We start from the raw sequence: 16,735 nt of genomic DNA, 5'->3' as shown, positions 1-16,735 counted from the left end.
GTATGCCCGCTACACCTTGATGCATTATATGCCGATCAGTTTCCCGGCATTTTTGTGATGCCGGAACAGCACGAAAGGCGCCGCCGTAAAAAAGCCGCATCGGCCCTGCGGCGGATGCGGCTTTCAGCTCAGCTGGAAATAGTTATTTCTTCGCTGCTTTTACTGGCTTCGGATACTTGATCGTCATTTCCTTGAGCAAGTTATCCGCATGGTCCACTTCCTGCATCACCCACAGCATGTAGCGGATGTCGAGGTGGATGGCGCGCGTGATGGCCGTGTCGAAGTACCAGTCCTTGGTGATCGATTCATACGTCGAATCGAAGTTCAGGCCGATCAGTTCGCCACGCTTGTTCATCACGGCCGAGCCGGAATTGCCGCCCGTGGTGTCGGCGCTGGTCAAAAAGTTGACGGGGACCGTACCCAGGGCCGGGTCGCGGAACTGGCCGTAGCGTTTTTGCTTGACGGCGTCGATCAAGCCTTGCGGCGCTTCGAACGGGGCCTTGCCCGTGACTTTTTCGACGATGCCTTCCACGGTCGTGAACGGTCCCTTGGTGATGCCATCGCGCGGCGAGTACGGCGAGACGGTGCCGTAGGTCACGCGCAGGGTCGAGTTGGCGTCAGGATACACCGGCTTGCCTTGCGACTTTTTCCAGGCAATCACGGCTTGCATGTATTGCGGAATCACGCGTTCCAGGTTGCCGTCGATTTCCTTGCGGCGCTCTTCCAGCGCCATTTCCACTGGCTGCAGCTTGACGGCCAGCGCCATGAAGGCGTCGTCAGACCGGGCAACAGCGGCCTGGTCCTTTTCCAGCCAGGCCAGGCGCTTGGCCGTGTCAGCCAGTTGCGTCTGCTGGTACAGCGCCGCCACGGCCGCTGGCGCCGGCAGCAGCGCGTCCAGTCCTTGCGGATGGCTCTTCGCGGCCAGTTGCGCGTAACGCTTCAGGCCCGCTGCAAAACGCGCCTGGTCAACCTGGTTGACATACGACTGTTCCAGGCGGGCCAAACGGGCCTTGATGAAGGCCAGGTCGCGCTGCTGGAAGCCCGATTCGCGCTCGGCGTCCGCTTTCTGGCGCTCCAGCGACAGGCGGTAGATGGTGCGCGCGCTTTTCAGCAAGTCGCTGTTGGTGGCCACGGACCAGGCGAACTCTTCTTCGCTCAAGGCCATGTCGCTGGCGATCGCCGCGTCCAGTTCGGCCAGCAGGGTAGCCGACACGTTCGGCTGTTTTGCGTACCAGGCGCGGAATTCGGCATCCTGCACGTCCTTGATGGCGGCGATGTCCTTGCGCGCGAAACCGTCGAGCAGGCCCTGGGTTTTCTTCAGCACGTTGTTGATGCTTTTCACCACGCTGGCATAACGCACGGCGGAGGCGGCGTCGCCCTGCGTCGCGTCGGCCATCACGGCCAGGTCCGCTTGCAGTTCGGACACTTTCAGGGGGAAGGCCGTATCGCGCGCGAAGCGGATTTCCGCCGGCAGCTTGTAGCGGCTGGTGCGGCCGGGGTAGCCCGCCAGCAAGATGCCGTCGCCGGCCTTCAAGCCTTCGGCCGAGACCACCAGGAAGTCCTTCGATTGGTACGGCACGTTGTCGGGCGACGGGTCGGCCGGACGGCCATCCTTGCCCACGTAGGCGCGCAGGAACGAGTAGTCACCCGTGTGGCGCGGCCATTCGTAGTTGTCGATGTCGCCGCCGAAGTTGCCGATCTTGTCCGATGGCGCATACACCAGGCGCACGTCGCGTATCATCATCTGGCGGATGCGGTAGTACTCGAGGCCGCGGTGGAAGGCGGGCACGGAGCAGCGGTACATCTTGTCCGTTTCGCATTCGGCGATCAAGTCCTTGACGCGCTTTTCCACCGCTTCGTGGCGCGCGCGGCCCGTCATGTCGGCCGTCAAGCCTTTCAGCACGCGCTCGCTGACGTTCTCGACCTTGTCGGTCACATACACGAGGCTGTTCGGACCGCCCGGCAGCTCGCTGGCGCGCGTCTTGGCCAGAAAGCCGTTGGTGATGTAATTGTGTTCCGGCGTGGAATTGCGCTGGATGGCGCCATACGCGCAGTGGTGGTTCGTCACCACCAGGCCCGCGTCGGAGACGAAAGCGGCCGAGCAACCGCCGAGCGACACGATGGCGCTCATCGGATGCTTGCTCAGGTCGGCCAGTTTTTCCGCAGGTATTTCGATGCCGACCCGTTTCAGGTCAGCTTTCAGCTGTGGCAGCTGGTGTGGTTGCCACTGCCCTTCGTCGGCGTGTGCGCCGGCGAACGCGCCCAACAAGGCGACTGGTAAAACGATTGTTTTGAACAAGATATGCCCCTCCATAAATAGCAGGCGAAAGTATAGCCTGTCACAGGGGCCTGAGTCGGCAAAAATTAACCCATTGCAATTTCTGTATCAGGCGGCCGGGCGCCCCGCCCCCGGCAAGGGAATCTGCAGGGACAAACGGCAACCGGCGCCCGAGGCCGGCATGCCCACCTCGAAGTGGCCGCCCAGCGCCGTCACGCGTTCGGTAATGCCGATCAGGCCAAAGCACTGCTTCTTGCGCTGCTGCTGCGGCGTGATGCCGATGCCGTTGTCGCTGATGACCACATACACGGCGCAGGCATCCGAACTGAGCTCGATCTCGACCTGGCTGGCCTGGGCATGGCGCATGACGTTACTGAGCGCTTCCTGCACGATGCGGAACAGCACGATCTCGACCTGGCTGCCGATGGCGGCAAACAGGGCCTCGTCGCGTATCAGCAGGCGGCAAACGACGCCGCTGCGCTTGCGGAAGTCACCCACCTGCCATTCGATGGCGGCCTGCAAGCCCAGGTCCAGCGCCATCGGGCGCAGCTCGTTCATGATGCCGCGCACGCTCTTGATGGTGGTGTCGACATTGCTGAGCACGGCGCCAACGCGGCGGTGCAGGCGCGGATGGGAACCTTCCGTGCGCGCGCTGAGCATGGAAATATCGATGCGCAGCGCCAGCAGGTTTTGCCCCAGTTCATCATGGATATCGCGCGAAATGCGCTTGCGCTCGTCTTCCTTGGCCGTTTCCAGGTGCAGCGCCAGCTGGCGCAGCTGCGCATGCGACTGGCGCAACGCGCTATCCATCAACTTGCGCTCGGTGATGTCCGTATGCGCCACCACCACGCGCAGCGGCCCTTCACCGAGGAAACGGCTGATCCTGGCCTGCGACCAGCGGGGGCCTGAGCGCGTGGTAAATTCATACTCGAGCGCAAACGTGTCGGCCGTGCCCGCAATCACGGCGCGGATGCCGGCGGACAGCTCGCGTCCGGCGCTGCGTTGCCAGCGCGGGTCCGTCTCACAGAATTCCAGGTACTGCAGCGGCCGTGGCGTTTGCCCGACGAAGGCCAGGCACGCCTTGTTGGCATGCACGAGACTGCCCGCCTGGTCCAGCACCAGCACCCGGTCCGTCAGCGAATCGATGGTGGCGTGAAAGAAGCGCTCGGCATCGCGCAAGGCTTCCTGTGCCCGCTCACGCTGCTGCACTTCCAGCTGCAGATGCTGGTTGGCGCGCAGCAATTCGGCCGTGCGGTCGATGACGCGCTGGTCCAGTTCGCGGTGCAGTTCGCGCAAGTCCGCTTCGGCCAGCTTGCGCTCGGTGATATCGGAAAACACGCCGACAAAGTGGCTGATGCTGCCGTCCGCGGCGCGCATGGGCGTGATCGACAGCGATTCGACGAAGCGCTCGCCATTCTTGCGCCGGTTCACCAGTTCGCCATACCAGCTGCCATCCTGGTGCAGGCTGCGCCACATGGCGGCATAAAAATGCGGCAAATGCGTGCCGCCGCCGAGGAAGGACGGATCGCGCCCGATGGCTTCCTCCGCCTGGTAGCCGGTGATGGCAGTAAAGGCGGGGTTGACGGAAATGATGCGGTTGGCGCTGTCCGTCACCAGCACGCCTTCGCGGATGGTATCGAGGATGACGAAGGCGCGCCGCAGTGCCGATTCGCGCGCCAGCTCGTCGCCCAGGTCCGTCACCAGCATGCGCGCCGTGGCGCTGGCCGCGTCGAAATTGGCCTCGATGCGCACCATGCCGCCCATGCCGCCCGCTTCGCCTTCGAACAGTTGCGCTTCGAGCACCTGGCGCGCGCCGCTGGTAAAGACGGCATCGAGGAAGCGGCGGAAGCCGCCCTGCGCCTGCGGCGCGACGAATTGCTCGAAACGCCGCCCCAGCAGCTGGTTCTTGTCGCGCTGCAGCAAGCCGCAGGCCGCCACATTGACACGCGTGATGACGCCCTCGCGCGCCAGCGAAAAATAGCTGACGGGCGCCTGTTCATACAGCTGCGCGTAACGGTCGCGGCTGCTTTCAAATTCATTCTTCAGCTGTTCCAGCTCGGCCAGGGCCGCGCTCTGCATTTCCAGCTCAATCTGGCTGACCTGCAATTCATGCAGCTGGCGCATCACCTCTTCATTCGACTGCGGCGGCGCTACGGACTGGCGCTGCAGCGCCGCCAATTGCTCGGCCTGTTCTCGCAAGCTGGCCGGCCCGCCCCCGTCGTCGAATGGTTCGCTCATGACGCCCTCTCTCCCACTTTTCCGTCTGCCGCGGCGCCGGACTGGATTTGCCGCAACTGGGCTTCCAGCAGTTTCGATTCTGTAATGTTGATGAAGGTCACCACCACGCCATCGATGACGTTTTCGATCGTGCGGTACGGCATGATGCGCACGTTGTACCAGCGCCCGTTCTTGGTCGGCACCTGGCGTTCGCAGAACACCAGGCTGCGGATGACTTCCAGCGCTTCCGTCTCCAGGTCGGGGAAGTCGAGATCGTTGACGATGTCGCTGAGCGGGCGGCGCAAGTCCGTCTGGATCAGCTTGTAGATTTGCGTGGCCGGCGCCGTGAAGCGGCGGATGCGCAGATCGCTGTCGAGGAAGATGGTGGCGATATCGGTACTATTGAGCAAGTTCTTCATGTCGCTGTTGACCAGCGACAAATCATCGACCTTCGATTGCAACTCCGCGTTGACCGTATACAACTCCTCGTTGAGCGACTGCATCTCTTCCTTCGAGGTGGTCAATTCCTCGTTCGTCGATTGCAGCTCTTCATTGGTCGATTGCAACTCCTCGTTGGCCGATTTCAGCTCTTCGCGCGAAGTCTGCATCTCGTCGCGCACGGCCTGGATTTCATTGCGCGCCTGCGCCAGCTGCTGTTCCAGCTCCAGCACCTTGGGATTGGGCGAGCGGCCGCGTCGTGCCTCGGCCACCAGCGGCACGCTGGAAAACGTGACGAAGACCATGCCGCGCAAGGACTCGGGCTGGCTCAGCGCCTCGGCGCTCAGGTCCACGCCCAGCGATTGCCCCAGGTGGTCCCTGACCACCAGGCCCTTCAGGCGCACCACGCTCTCGCTTTGCAGGGCTTGCTTGATGAGGCCGGCCAGTTCGTAGCGCAAGCCTTCGCGCGCCATCGCGTGGATATTCCAGTTGGCCTTGCCAGCGGCCGGCTCCAGGAAAGCGCCCGTGCGGCCATTGATGTACAGGATGTCGCCATCCTGGTTCAGCAGCGCGGCGGCCGGTGAGTACTTCTGGAGCAATAATTGCTCGACATGGGATTGAATCTTTCCGGTCATGCTGACTTCTCTCGTGTCGCTAGGTGTAGGGGGGGATGCCAACGATACCTTGGTGGGGAAATACGTGGGCAGGCGCTGGCGCGCCAGATTGTCGAGGCGGCGATACAGCCGGGTCGACGTGGTCAGCGGTGAAAACAGGTCGGAAAAGTGGCCCGGCGTATCGGCGCTGCCCAGCAGCAGGATACCGTCGCGTTTCAGCGCATAGTGGAACAGCGGAATCAAGCGCTGCTGCAGCTTGGCATTGAGGTAAATCAACAGGTTGCGGCAGCACAGGATGTCGAGCTTGGTGAAAGGCGGGTCCGAAATGATGTTTTGCTGGGCGAAGATGATCGTGTTGCGGATCTCTTTTTTCACGTGGTAGTCGCTCTTGTCGCGCAGGAAGAAGCGCTCCAGCCGTTCGGCCGACACATCGCTGCTGATGCTGTGCGGAAAGCGGCCCTGGCGCGCGCGGTCGATGGCGTCAGCCGACAGGTCGGTGGCAAAGATCTGCAGGCTGTACTTGGACGGCGGATTGATGCCGGCCACCACTTCCTGGAAGACCATGGCCAGCGAATACGCTTCCTCGCCCGTCGAACACGCGGGCACCCAGGCCTTGAAGGCGCGCCCGTCCGGATGCGCCGCCAGCAATTGCGGCAAGGCCACCATCTTCAGGTATTCCCACACCTTGGGGTCGCGGAAAAAACTCGTCACACCGATCAGCAATTCCTTGAACAGCAAGTCGATTTCCGCGGGATTGGCGCGCAAATACGGCACGTACTCGTCCATCGACGTCATTTGATACAAGCTCATGCGCCGCTCGATGCGGCGCAGCACGGTATTGATCTTGTAGTCCGTAAAGCTGTTGCCCGTATGTTCGGAGAGCAGGGCGACAATTTCCTGCAAGGAATTGCGCCCGTTCGGCTCACGCCCCGGCAAGCTGAGGAAGCTGCTGCGAAACAGGTAGGTGAGTATCTTTTCCGGCATCTTGTCGGGGAAATCGACCAGGTCCACCACTTCGGCGGCGATGGCGCTTTGCGGCATCATGTCGAACTTGGCCGTGTCGGGATGCTGCGCCAGGGTCAGGCCACCGGCCTGCTTGATCGCCTGCAAGCCGCGCGTGCCGTCGCTGCCCATGCCGGAAAAAATCACGCCGACGGCCAGTTCGCCCAGCTCGGCCGCCAGGCTTTCGAAAAAGCTATTGATGGGCAGGCGGTGGCCGCGCAGCTGCACCGGCTCGCTGAGCTGGAAGCGCCCTTTCGACAGGCCCAGGTCGGCGTTCGATGGAATCACATAAATATGGTTCGGGCGCAATTCCGCCTGGTGCGTGATTTCCGTGACGGGGATGCTGGTGGCGCGCTGCAGCAGTTCGGGCAGCATGGCCTTTTGCGTGGGATCGAGGTGCTGGATCACCACATAGGCAATGCCGCTTTCCTGCGGCACATTCGCCAGGAAGGCGACGATGGGATCGAGTCCGCCGGCGGAAGCGCCGATGGCCACCACTGGAAACACGATCGTGGCCACCTCGGGAACGGATGTATTGCTATATTTGCTGCGCGTCATCGTCTGCAAGAGTGCAGCCACGGCAAAACCGTCAGGCTGGGGATTGATAATCTTGCATTTTAGCACTCAAGATGCGCAGGTAAACGTGAAATTGGCACAGGTGTTTTCGCCTGCGCCCGTCCCCCTACTGCGCCTGCGGCACATGCCAGCCGCCGCCCAGCGACTGGATCAGCGCCACGGCCGTCGTCTGGCGGTCCGCCTGCGCCTGCACCAGCGAACGGCGCGCCGACAGGGCCGTCACTTGCGCCGTCACCACGTCCGTGTAGCCGACCTGGCCCGCGTTGTAGCGGTTCAGCATCTGCTGCTCCACCTGGTCGGCGGCGGATGACGCCTGCTGGCGCAAGGCCAGCTGCTCGGCCAGCGCGCGCGTGGCCGACAACTGGTCTTCCACGGCGCCAAAGGCACTCAATACCGTCTGGCGGTAGCGCGCCACGGCCGCCGCATGCCCCGCCCTGGCCGCGTCCACGCTGGCCGTGGTGGCGCCCGCGTTGAACAGCGTTTGCGCGGCCGACACGCCCAGCGACCACAGGCTCGACGAAGCATTGAACAGGTCGCCGACACGGCTGGCGCCGGAACCGTACGATCCCGTCAGGTTCAGGCTCGGATAGTAGGCCGAGCGGGCGATGCCGATCTGCTCGTTGGCCACGGCGACCCTGCGCTCGGCGGCCGCGATGTCGGGACGGCGCTGCAGCAGGGTCGACGGCACGCCCAGCGGCACCTCGGGCACGGTCAGCGTCCACGGCGCCACGGCCAGGCTGAAGTCGGACGGCGCCTTCCCCAGCAGGATGGCGATCGCGTGTTCGAGCTGCGCGCGCGCGCGCGTCTGGCTCGACAGATCGATCTGCGCATTGGCCAGCTGCGTCTGCGCCTGCAGCAGGTCGGACCTGGCGGCGATGCCGGAATTGAAGCGGTTGCTGGTGATGTCGAGCACGCGCTGGTAGCCGGCGATGGTCGAATTGAGCAGCGCGATCTGCGCATCGCTCTGGCGCAGCGAAAAATAATTGATGGCCAGCTCGCCCTGCGCCGACAGGCGCGCCGCTGCCAGGTCGGCCGCGCTGGCGGCCGCGCTGGCGTCGGCGCCCGATACGCCGGCGCGCAGGCGGCCCCAGATGTCCGGTTCCCACGAGGCGCCGATGGCGGCCTTGAAGTTGTTGTTCGTCTGCTGCTCGCCCCCGCCGCCGGAGCGGGCACCGTTGCCCGTCAGATTCACGGTCGGGAACAGCGAGGCGCGCTGTTCGCGCACCAGCGCGCGCGCCTGCTCGTAGGAGGCGATGGCGGCGGCCACGTTCTGGTTCGATACTTCAATGCCTTCGGCCAGCTGATTCAGCTGCGCATCGCCGAACAGGGTCCACCAGGGACCGCGCTCCAGGGTGTCGGCCGGCACGGCAGGCTGCCAGCCGGCCGCCTCCTTGAACGTGTGCGGCGCGGCGGCCGTCGGCGTTTCATACGCGGGACTGACGGCGCAACCGGCCAGGAGAACTGCGGCCGCCGCCAATGCCAGCAGGTGGCGTGCGGGGACGGTCGATACGATAGGTTTTACTTGCTTCATGATTGTGTGCTCGGGTTATCTGGCCCAGGAATGCGGCTCAATTGCTGCTCGTCGGCGCCGCGCGTGCGCAGCTTGTCGAGCAGGATGTAGACCACCGGGGTGGTCAGCAATGTGAGTAACTGGCTGGCAATCAGGCCGCCGATGATGGCGACCCCCAAGGGCTGGCGTAGCTCCGACCCCTCGCCGAAACCGATCGCCAGCGGCAAGGCGCCAAGCGCCGCCGCCAGGGTGGTCATCAGAATGGGGCGGAAACGCAGCAAACATGCCTCGCGCACCGCTTCCACCGCTGTCAGGCCGCGCGAACGCTCGGCCTCCAGCGCGAAGTCGATGATCAATATAGCATTTTTCTTGACGATACCGATCAACAGGAACACGCCGATCAGGGCGATGATGGAAAACTCCATGCGGAACAGCAGCAAGGCCAGCACGGCGCCCACCCCTGCCGAGGGCAAGGTCGACAGCACGGTAATCGGGTGGATCAGGCTTTCGTACAGGATGCCCAGCACGATGTAGATCACCACGATGGCCGCCAGGATCAGCAGCGGCTGCTCCTTGTTGCTGTCCTGGGCGCTCTTGGCCGACCCCTGGAAGCTGCCGCGCACGTTGACCGGCATGCCGATTTCCGACTCCGCCTGGGCCACGGCGGCCTGCCCGTCGCTGAGCGGATAGCCGTCGGCCAGGTTGAACGACACGGTGGTGGCCAGCTCGCCGCCCTGGTGGTTGATCGAGGTGGCCGTCGCGCTTTCGGCAAAGCTGCTGAACGAGGACAGCGGCACCATGTGCGCCAGGGTCGTGGACAGGGCCGAGCCGCTGGACGGATCGCGCGCCGCCGTCGTGTTGGACGTCGTCGCAGCAACGGCGCTGGTGGTGCTGGTGGTTGCTGTCGTGGCGGTGGCCGCGACGGCGGCCGCATTCGAGGCCGGCACGTACACGGAGCGCAGCGCTTCCGGGCTTTGCGCATAGCGCGGCGCCACTTCCATGATCACGTGGTACTGGTTCAGCTCATCGTAGATGGTCGCCACCTGGCGCTGGCCGAAGCTGTTGTACAGCGCATTGTCGATGTCGCGCACCTGCACGCCCAGCTGCGTGGCGCGGTCCTTGTCGATGCTGACAAAGGTTTCCACGCCGTTTTCCGCCTGGTCCGTGTCGACGTCGATCAGGGCCGGCTGCAGCTTCATCTGGTCGGCCAGTTTCGCCGCCCATTTCTTCAGGTCCGCCTGGTTGTCGCTGATCAGGGTGTACTGGTAGGTCGAGTTGCTGGAGCGCCCGCCCATGCGCAAGTCCTGCACGGGGTTGAGGAACAGGGAAATACCCGTCACCTTGGCCAGTTGCGGACGCAAACGGGCGATCACGGCCTGCCCCTTGTCGGTGCGCTGCGCGGCCGGTTTCAGGTCGATGAACATGAAGCCGCCCCCTGCCCTGCCCCCGCCGGTGAATCCCACGACGGTGGCGACGGCCGGATCGTCCTTGATGATGTCGACCAGCTGGCGCAGTTTACCCTGCATGGCCTGGAACGAGATGCTCTGGTCGGCACGCATGCCGCCGTTGATCTGGCCCGTGTCCTGCTGCGGAAAGAAGCCCTTGGGCGCGGCCGCGAACAGATACACGTTCAGGCCGACGACGAACACGAGGATCGTCATCACCAGCGCGGCGCTGGACAAAGCCCAGTCCAGGCAATGTTCATACACTGTCAGCATGCGCTCGAAACCGCGCTCGAACCAGCGCGCGACAACGCCAGGTGGCTTGTGCTGCTGGCCGCTTTTCAGCAGCCAGGCGCACATCATCGGCGTGGTGGTCAGCGAAATGACCAGCGAAATCATCACGGCGGCCGACAGGGTGACGGCAAATTCGCGGAACAGCCGCCCCACCTGGCCGCCCATGAACAGCAGCGGGATGAAGACAGCCACCAGCGACAGGCTGATCGACAGTACGGTGAAACCCACTTCGCGCGCCCCCAGGAGGGCCGCCTTGAAGCGGTCCATGCCCGCCTCGATGTGGCGCTGCGTGTTTTCCAGCACCACGATGGCATCGTCGACGACAAAGCCGGTGGCCACCGTGAGCGCCATCAGCGACAGGTTGTTCAGGCTAAACCCCAGCATGTACATCACGCCAAAGGTGCCCAGCAGCGAGACGATGGTGGCAACGGCCGGGATGATGGTGGCGCGCACGCTGCGCAGGAAGGCGCTGACCACCAGCACGACCAGCACGATGGAGAGGATCAGCGTGAATTCGATCTCGTGCAGCGAGGAGCGGATGGAATTGGTGCTGTCGGACGCCACCTGCAGCTTGATGTCGCCGGGCAGCTGCGCCTGCAGTTGCGGCAGCAGCGCGCGCACGCCGTCCACCGTGGCGATGACGTTGGCGCCCGGCTGGCGCGTGATCAGCACGATGACGGCCGGGTCGCCATTGAACAGGCCCAGGGTATTGTTGTTTTCCACGCCGTCGACCACTTCGGCCACGTCGTCGAGGCGGATGGCGGCGCCGTCGCGCCATGCCACCACCAGGCTGCGGTAGTCGGCGGCGCTGCGCCCGCCAGAGGCCGTGCTGGCGCCCGAATAGATCTGCAGGCTGCGCTCATCGCCCGAAATCGCCCCCTTGGGACGGTTGGCGTTGCTGGCCTGGATGGCCGCGCGCACGTCTTCCATCGACACGGCATAGTGATTGAGCTGGTACGGCAGCAGTTCCACGCGCACGGCCGGCAGCGAACCGCCGCCCAGTTCCACATCGCCCACGCCTTTGACCTGCGCCACCTTCTGCTGCACCAGGTTCGAGACGGCGTCATAGATCTGGCCCGGCGTACGCGTTTTCGACGTCAGCGCCAGGATGATCACGGGCGCGTCGGATGGATTGGCCTTGCGGTAGGTGGGATTGCTGCGCAGGGTGGCCGGCAAATCCACGCGCGCGGCGGCAATGGCGGCCTGCACTTCGCGCGCGGCCGAATCGATCTTGCGGTTCAGGTCAAACTGCAGGTTGATGCGCGCCGACCCCGTGCCCGACGACGACGTCATCTCGTTCACCCCGGAGATCACGCCCAGGCGCCGCTCCAGCGGCGTGGCCACCGAGGTGGCCATGGTCGCGGGGCTGGCGCCGGGCAGGCTGGCGCTGACGGAAATGGTCGGATAGTCGACCTGCGGCAGCGGCGAGACGGGCAGCACGAAGAAGGCGCCGATGCCCGCCAGCGCGATGCCGATGGTCAGCAGCACGGTGGCGATGGGGCGCTTGACGAACGGTTCGGAAAGGTTCACGCGGCGCTCCCCGCGTTATCGGCCGGCTTGTCCAGGCTCACGCCACGTGTCTTGCGCGCGAAGCGCTGGCCCAGGCGGTCGAAGCCCAGGTAGATGACGGGCGTGGTAAACAAGGTCAGCACCTGGCTGACGATCAGGCCGCCGAAGATGGCCAGGCCCAGCGGACGGCGCAGCTCGGCGCCCTCGCCCCAGCCCAGCATCAGCGGCACGGCCGCGAACAGCGCCGCCAGGGTGGTCATCAGGATCGGGCGGAAACGCAGCAGCGCCGCCTGGTGGATGGCTTCCTGCGGGCTTTTCCCTTCATCGCGTTCGGCCTCGATGGCAAAGTCGATCATCATGATGGCGTTCTTCTTGACGATGCCGATCAGCAGGATGATGCCGATGATGCCGATCACGCCCAGGTCCTGCCCGGAAATCATCAGCGCCAGCAAGGCGCCCACGCCGGCCGACGGCAGGGTCGACAGAATCGTCAGCGGGTGGATATAGCTTTCGTACAGCACGCCCAGCACGATGTAGACGCAGACGACGGCGGCCAGGATCAGCCACAGCTGGTTCGACAGCGAATTTTCATACGCGCCGGCCGCGCCGAGGAACGTCAAGGTCACCGATGGCGGCAAGGCGATGTCTTTGGCCGCCTGGCGGATGGCGTCGACGGCGCTGCCCAGCGCCACGCCTTGCGTCGTGTCGAAGCCGAGGGTCGTGGCCGGGTATTGCGCCACGTGCGTGATTTGCAGCGGCGCCTGTTTTTCGCTGACGCTGGCAAACGCGGACAGCGGCGTCGACTTGCCGGAACCCGTGCGCACCTGCAGTTCCGACAGGTCGGCCGGCGTGGTGACGATGCCCGGCTGCGCTTCGAGGATCACGCGGTACTGGTTGGTTTCCGTGAAAATGGTCGAGATGATGCGCTGGCCGAAGGCGTTATACAAGGCGTCGTCGACGGTCGCCGTGGTCACCGACATGCGCGCGGCGCTGTCGCGGTCGATGGCCACGGTGACGGCGGCGCCCGTGGCGCCCGCATCCGTGACGACGTTGCGCAGCTGCGATTGCTCGCGCATGCGCGCCGCCAGCTTGGCGGCCCACTCGGTGACGGTGGCCGTATCAGCCCCTTCCAGCGAAACGCGGTACTGCGTCGGGCCCGATTCCGCATCGATGGTCAGATCCTGCGTCGGCTGCAGATACAGGGTCACGCCGGCCACCTTGGCCACGCGGTCGCGCAGGCGTTCCATGATCTCGTCCTGATTGCCGCTGCGCGGACGCTTCAGGTTGATCAGCATGCTGCCCGTGTGCAGCATGGTGTTGTTGGCCGCATCGACGCCGACCAGGGAACTCAAGGTATCGACAGCGGGGTCTTCCAGCAACGCGCTGGCGGCGGCCTGCTGCAAGGTGGCCATGCGCTCGTACGAGACGGCTTGCGACGCTTCGATGCGCGCCTTCAGCTGCCCCGTGTCCTGCGTGGGGAACAGGCCTTTCGGGATGGTGATGTACAGGATGACGGTCAGCAGCAAGGTGGCCAGGGCGACGAGCAGGGTCAGGCCCTGGCGTTTCAGCACCCACACCAGCGCATGGTCGTACTGCACGATCACGCGGTCGAGGAAAGCCTGGATGCGCTGGCCCGTGGCGCTGACCTTGTCATCGGCACGGCTTTTGAGCCAGCGCGCAGACATCATCGGCACCAGGGTCAAGGACACCACGGCGGAAATCAGGATCGTGATGGCCAGGGTCATGGCAAATTCGCGGAACAAGCGGCCCACCACGTCGCCCATGAACAGCAGAGGAATGAGCACGGCGATCAAGGACACCGTCAGCGAGATGATGGTAAAGCCGATCTGCGACGCGCCCTTCAGGGCGGCCGCCATCGGCGTTTCGCCCTCTTCGATGTAGCGGGCGATGTTTTCGATCATGACGATGGCGTCGTCGACGACGAAGCCGGTGGCGATCGTCAGCGCCATCAGGGACAGGTTGTTCAGGCTGTAGCCGAGCAGATACATGACGCCGCAGGCGCCGATCAGCGAGATCGGCACGGACAGGCTGGCGATCACGGTGGCGCGCAGGCTGTGCAGGAAGGCGAAGATCACCAGCACCACCAGCAGCACGGACAACAGCAGTTCCATTTCCACGTGCTCGACCGAGGCGCGGATGCCCGTGGTGCGGTCGCTCAGCACGTCGAGCTTCATGGCCGCCGGCAGGCTGGCCTGCAAGTCCGGCAGCAGGGCCTTGATGGCGTCGACCGTCTTGATGACGTTGGCGCCGGGCTGGCGCTGCACGTTCAGGATGATGGCCGGCCGCTTGCCCGACCAGGCGCCCAGGCGCGTGTTTTCCGCGCTGTCGACGACATTGGCGACATCAAGCAGGCGCACGGGCGCGCCGTTTTTATAGGTGATGATCAGGCGCTTGTAGTCTTCCGCCGTGACCAATTGATCGTTGGCGTTGATGGTAAACGAGCGCGTGGGACCGTCGAAACTGCCCTTGGCGCTGTTGACGTTGGCCGCCGCGATGGCCGTGCGCAGGCTGTCGAGGCCGAGGCCGTACGAGGCCAGCAATTTGGTATCGCCCTGGATGCGCACGGCGGGACGCTGGCCGCCCGACAGCGAGACCAGTCCCACGCCGTTGACCTGGCTGATCTTCAGCGCCAGGCGCGTGTTAACGATGTTTTGCACCTGCGTCAGCGGCATCGTGTCGGAGGTGATCGCCAGGGTCAGCACGGGCGCGTCGGCCGGATTGATCTTCGCGTACACGGGCGGCGCCGGCAAGTCGGTCGGCAGCAGCGAGCCGCCCGCGTTGATGGCGGCCTGCACTTCCTGCTCGGCCACGTCCAGGGTCTGGCCCAAGGTAAATTGCAGGGTGATGAGGGAGACGCCGGCCGCGCTGGTGGAACTCATGCGCTGTAAACCCGACATCTGTCCGAACTGGCGCTCCAGCGGCGCCGTGACGGTCTGCCCCATGACTTCGGGACTGGCGCCCGGGTACAGGGTCTGCACCTGGATGGTGGGGAAGTCCACCTGCGGCAAGGCGGCCAGCGGCAGGAACTTGAAGCCGACCAGCCCCGCCAGCACGATGGCCAGCATCAGCAGCGCCGTGGCGACGGGGCGCTTGATGAAGGGAGTCGATGGACTCATTGCGCCGCGCCCTTCGCAGGAGCGGCCGCAGGCGCGCTCGCTGGTGCCGAGGCGCTGGCCGCGCCGTCAGCCGGCTGGCGGCGGTGGCGGCGTTCGCCGTTCGCGCCCGTTGCGCCACCGGCGCCTGCACCGCGCGCGCCGGCAGGCTTGTCGCCCGCCAGGGTGACTTTCGCGCCTTCCTTCAGGCGGTCGGCACCTTCCGTGATGACTTGTTCGCCCGCTTCCAGGCCGGCGCGGATTTCCACCATATCGGTGGTGGCCTGGCCGCGCGTGACCATGCGCACGGTGACGGTTTTATCGGCTTTCAGCACATACACGAAGTCGCCGTTGTTACTGTGGCGCAGGGCCGTGACGGGCACCAGCACGGCGCCCGTGATATTGCCCAGTTCCAGGCGCACGTTGACGAACTGGCTGGGGAACAGGGCCATCTTGTCATTCGCGTAGCGGGCCTTGGCGCGCACGGTACCCGTCTGCACGTCGACCTGGTTATCGAGCGCGCTCAAGCTGCCCTTGTCCAGCGTATGCGTGCGCGTGCGATCCAGCGCCAGCGCCGGCAGGGCCGAGCCGGCATTGAGGCGTTCCTGGATGGTCTGCACTTTATCCTGTGGCACGGAAAACTGCACGTCGATGGGCGACAACTGCGTCACCACCACCACGCCACCCGCGTCGCTGGTGCTGACCAGATTGCCGATATCGACCACCTTCAGGCCTGCGCGGCCGCTGATCGGCGACACCACTTTGGTATAACCGAGGTTCAGTCTGGCCGTGCCTTCGGCGGCGCGGTCCGTCATGACGGTGCCTTCCAGCTGTTTCACCAATGCGGCCTGCGTATCGACCTCCTGGCGCGCGATGGAATCCTGGCCCAGCAGGGTTTGATAGCGTTTCAGGGTCAGGCGCGCGTTTTCCAGCTGCGCTTCATCGCGCTGGCGCTGACCCGTGGCTTGCATCAGCGCCATCTCGAACTGCGCCGGGTCGATCTGCGCCACCACCTGGCCCGCCTTGACCATGCCGCCTTCCTTGAATTTCAGCTCCTTCAAAATGCCCGACACTTGCGGGCGCACCGTCACGGTGGAGGCGGCCGTCACCGTGCCCAGCGCATCGAGCACCACGGGCAAGTCAGATTTGACGGCCGTGGCCACGCCCACGGTGGTCGATGGACCGACACGGCGCCCGCCGGGGCCGCCTGGCCCGCCAGGGCCGCCCATGCCGGGGCTGCCCTGGACGCTGGTGCCCGAGTGGGTCAGGTACCAGGCACCGCCCCCCAGCGCAGCCATCACGGCCAGCGCGATGACCGTGCCGACGATTTTCGAACGGCGGCTGCGCCGCGGGGTAGGGGGTGTTGTCTGCGAATCCATCGCTTATCCTTGTATACGCCGCTGGCACGGCGAGTCTGTGGCGCCGGCCGAGGTGGAACACACTCAGGCCGGACGACCGTTTTTCGGGGTTGTTTCGATACACAGCAGGGGGAGTCAAGAGCTGAAAATCAGCTGAAAAAACATCGCTCCCTAGCGTGAAACGACTCTAGCATAGTCATGTAACTGTTTCATTTCTACTTGAAACAATTATCCATGGCTGGCCGCAGTGGGCCTGGGCATGCACGCCTGCCGGCATGCCGCCGCTGTGGGGGAATGGTGGAAAAATCAGGCTTGCGGGGCCTCGCGCCCCGGGATTGGCCGGGCGCGGGCGACTCGCATGCAGATACAAACTCGCTACAAATC

7 protein-coding genes are annotated in these 16,735 nt (G+C 64.7%); all 7 read right to left on the bottom strand.

What is annotated here, in order from left to right:
• Positions 1-142: 142 nt before the first annotated feature.
• The gene (locus ACP7DW_RS14715) at positions 143-2,299 is read right to left on the bottom strand and encodes a S46 family peptidase (protein ID WP_426055442.1); all 2,157 of its coding nucleotides are present in this window, start codon (positions 2,297-2,299) and stop codon (positions 143-145) included.
• A gap of 87 nt (positions 2,300-2,386) precedes the next feature.
• Entirely contained in the window at positions 2,387-4,516 is a 2,130-nt protein-coding gene (locus ACP7DW_RS14710) for a PAS domain-containing sensor histidine kinase (RefSeq protein WP_426055443.1), read from the bottom strand.
• On the bottom strand, positions 4,513-7,128 hold the full coding sequence (locus ACP7DW_RS14705) for a chemotaxis protein CheB (protein ID WP_426055444.1): 2,616 nt from the start codon (positions 7,126-7,128) through the stop codon (positions 4,513-4,515). Before ACP7DW_RS14705 ends, ACP7DW_RS14710 begins: the two co-directional genes overlap by 4 nt.
• A 103-nt stretch (positions 7,129-7,231) precedes the next feature.
• A complete protein-coding gene (locus ACP7DW_RS14700; protein ID WP_426055445.1) occupies positions 7,232-8,656 on the bottom strand; it encodes an efflux transporter outer membrane subunit in 1,425 nt (474 codons plus the stop codon).
• A complete protein-coding gene (locus ACP7DW_RS14695) occupies positions 8,653-11,901 on the bottom strand; it encodes an efflux RND transporter permease subunit (RefSeq protein ID WP_426055446.1) in 3,249 nt (1,082 codons plus the stop codon). Before ACP7DW_RS14695 ends, ACP7DW_RS14700 begins: the two co-directional genes overlap by 4 nt.
• Positions 11,898-15,017: an efflux RND transporter permease subunit gene (locus tag ACP7DW_RS14690; protein WP_426055447.1), complete on the bottom strand. Its 3,120-nt coding sequence runs from the start codon at positions 15,015-15,017 to the stop codon at positions 11,898-11,900. The genes ACP7DW_RS14695 and ACP7DW_RS14690 overlap by 4 nt, the downstream gene beginning before the upstream one ends.
• Positions 15,014-16,372 (bottom strand): efflux RND transporter periplasmic adaptor subunit, encoded by a 1,359-nt coding sequence (locus tag ACP7DW_RS14685; protein WP_426055448.1) that lies wholly within the window; start codon positions 16,370-16,372, stop codon positions 15,014-15,016. Before ACP7DW_RS14685 ends, ACP7DW_RS14690 begins: the two co-directional genes overlap by 4 nt.
• Between the last annotated feature and the right edge of the window lie 363 nt (positions 16,373-16,735).

This window comes from Janthinobacterium sp. PSRC1-1 (assembly GCF_049897525.1).
Classification (GTDB): domain Bacteria; phylum Pseudomonadota; class Gammaproteobacteria; order Burkholderiales; family Burkholderiaceae_D; genus Janthinobacterium; species Janthinobacterium tructae.
The sequence above is the reverse complement of the archived record's forward strand: the minus strand, read 5'-3'. Positions and strand labels throughout refer to the sequence as shown.

Coding starts and splice junctions, on each gene's coding strand:
- ACP7DW_RS14690 (WP_426055447.1), bottom strand. CDS start 15,017: ATGAGTCCATCGACTCCCTTCATCAAGCGCCCCGTCGCCACGGCGCTG.
- ACP7DW_RS14685 (WP_426055448.1), bottom strand. CDS start 16,372: ATGGATTCGCAGACAACACCCCCTACCCCGCGGCGCAGCCGCCGTTCG.
- ACP7DW_RS14700 (WP_426055445.1), bottom strand. CDS start 8,656: ATGAAGCAAGTAAAACCTATCGTATCGACCGTCCCCGCACGCCACCTG.
- ACP7DW_RS14710 (WP_426055443.1), bottom strand. CDS start 4,516: ATGAGCGAACCATTCGACGACGGGGGCGGGCCGGCCAGCTTGCGAGAA.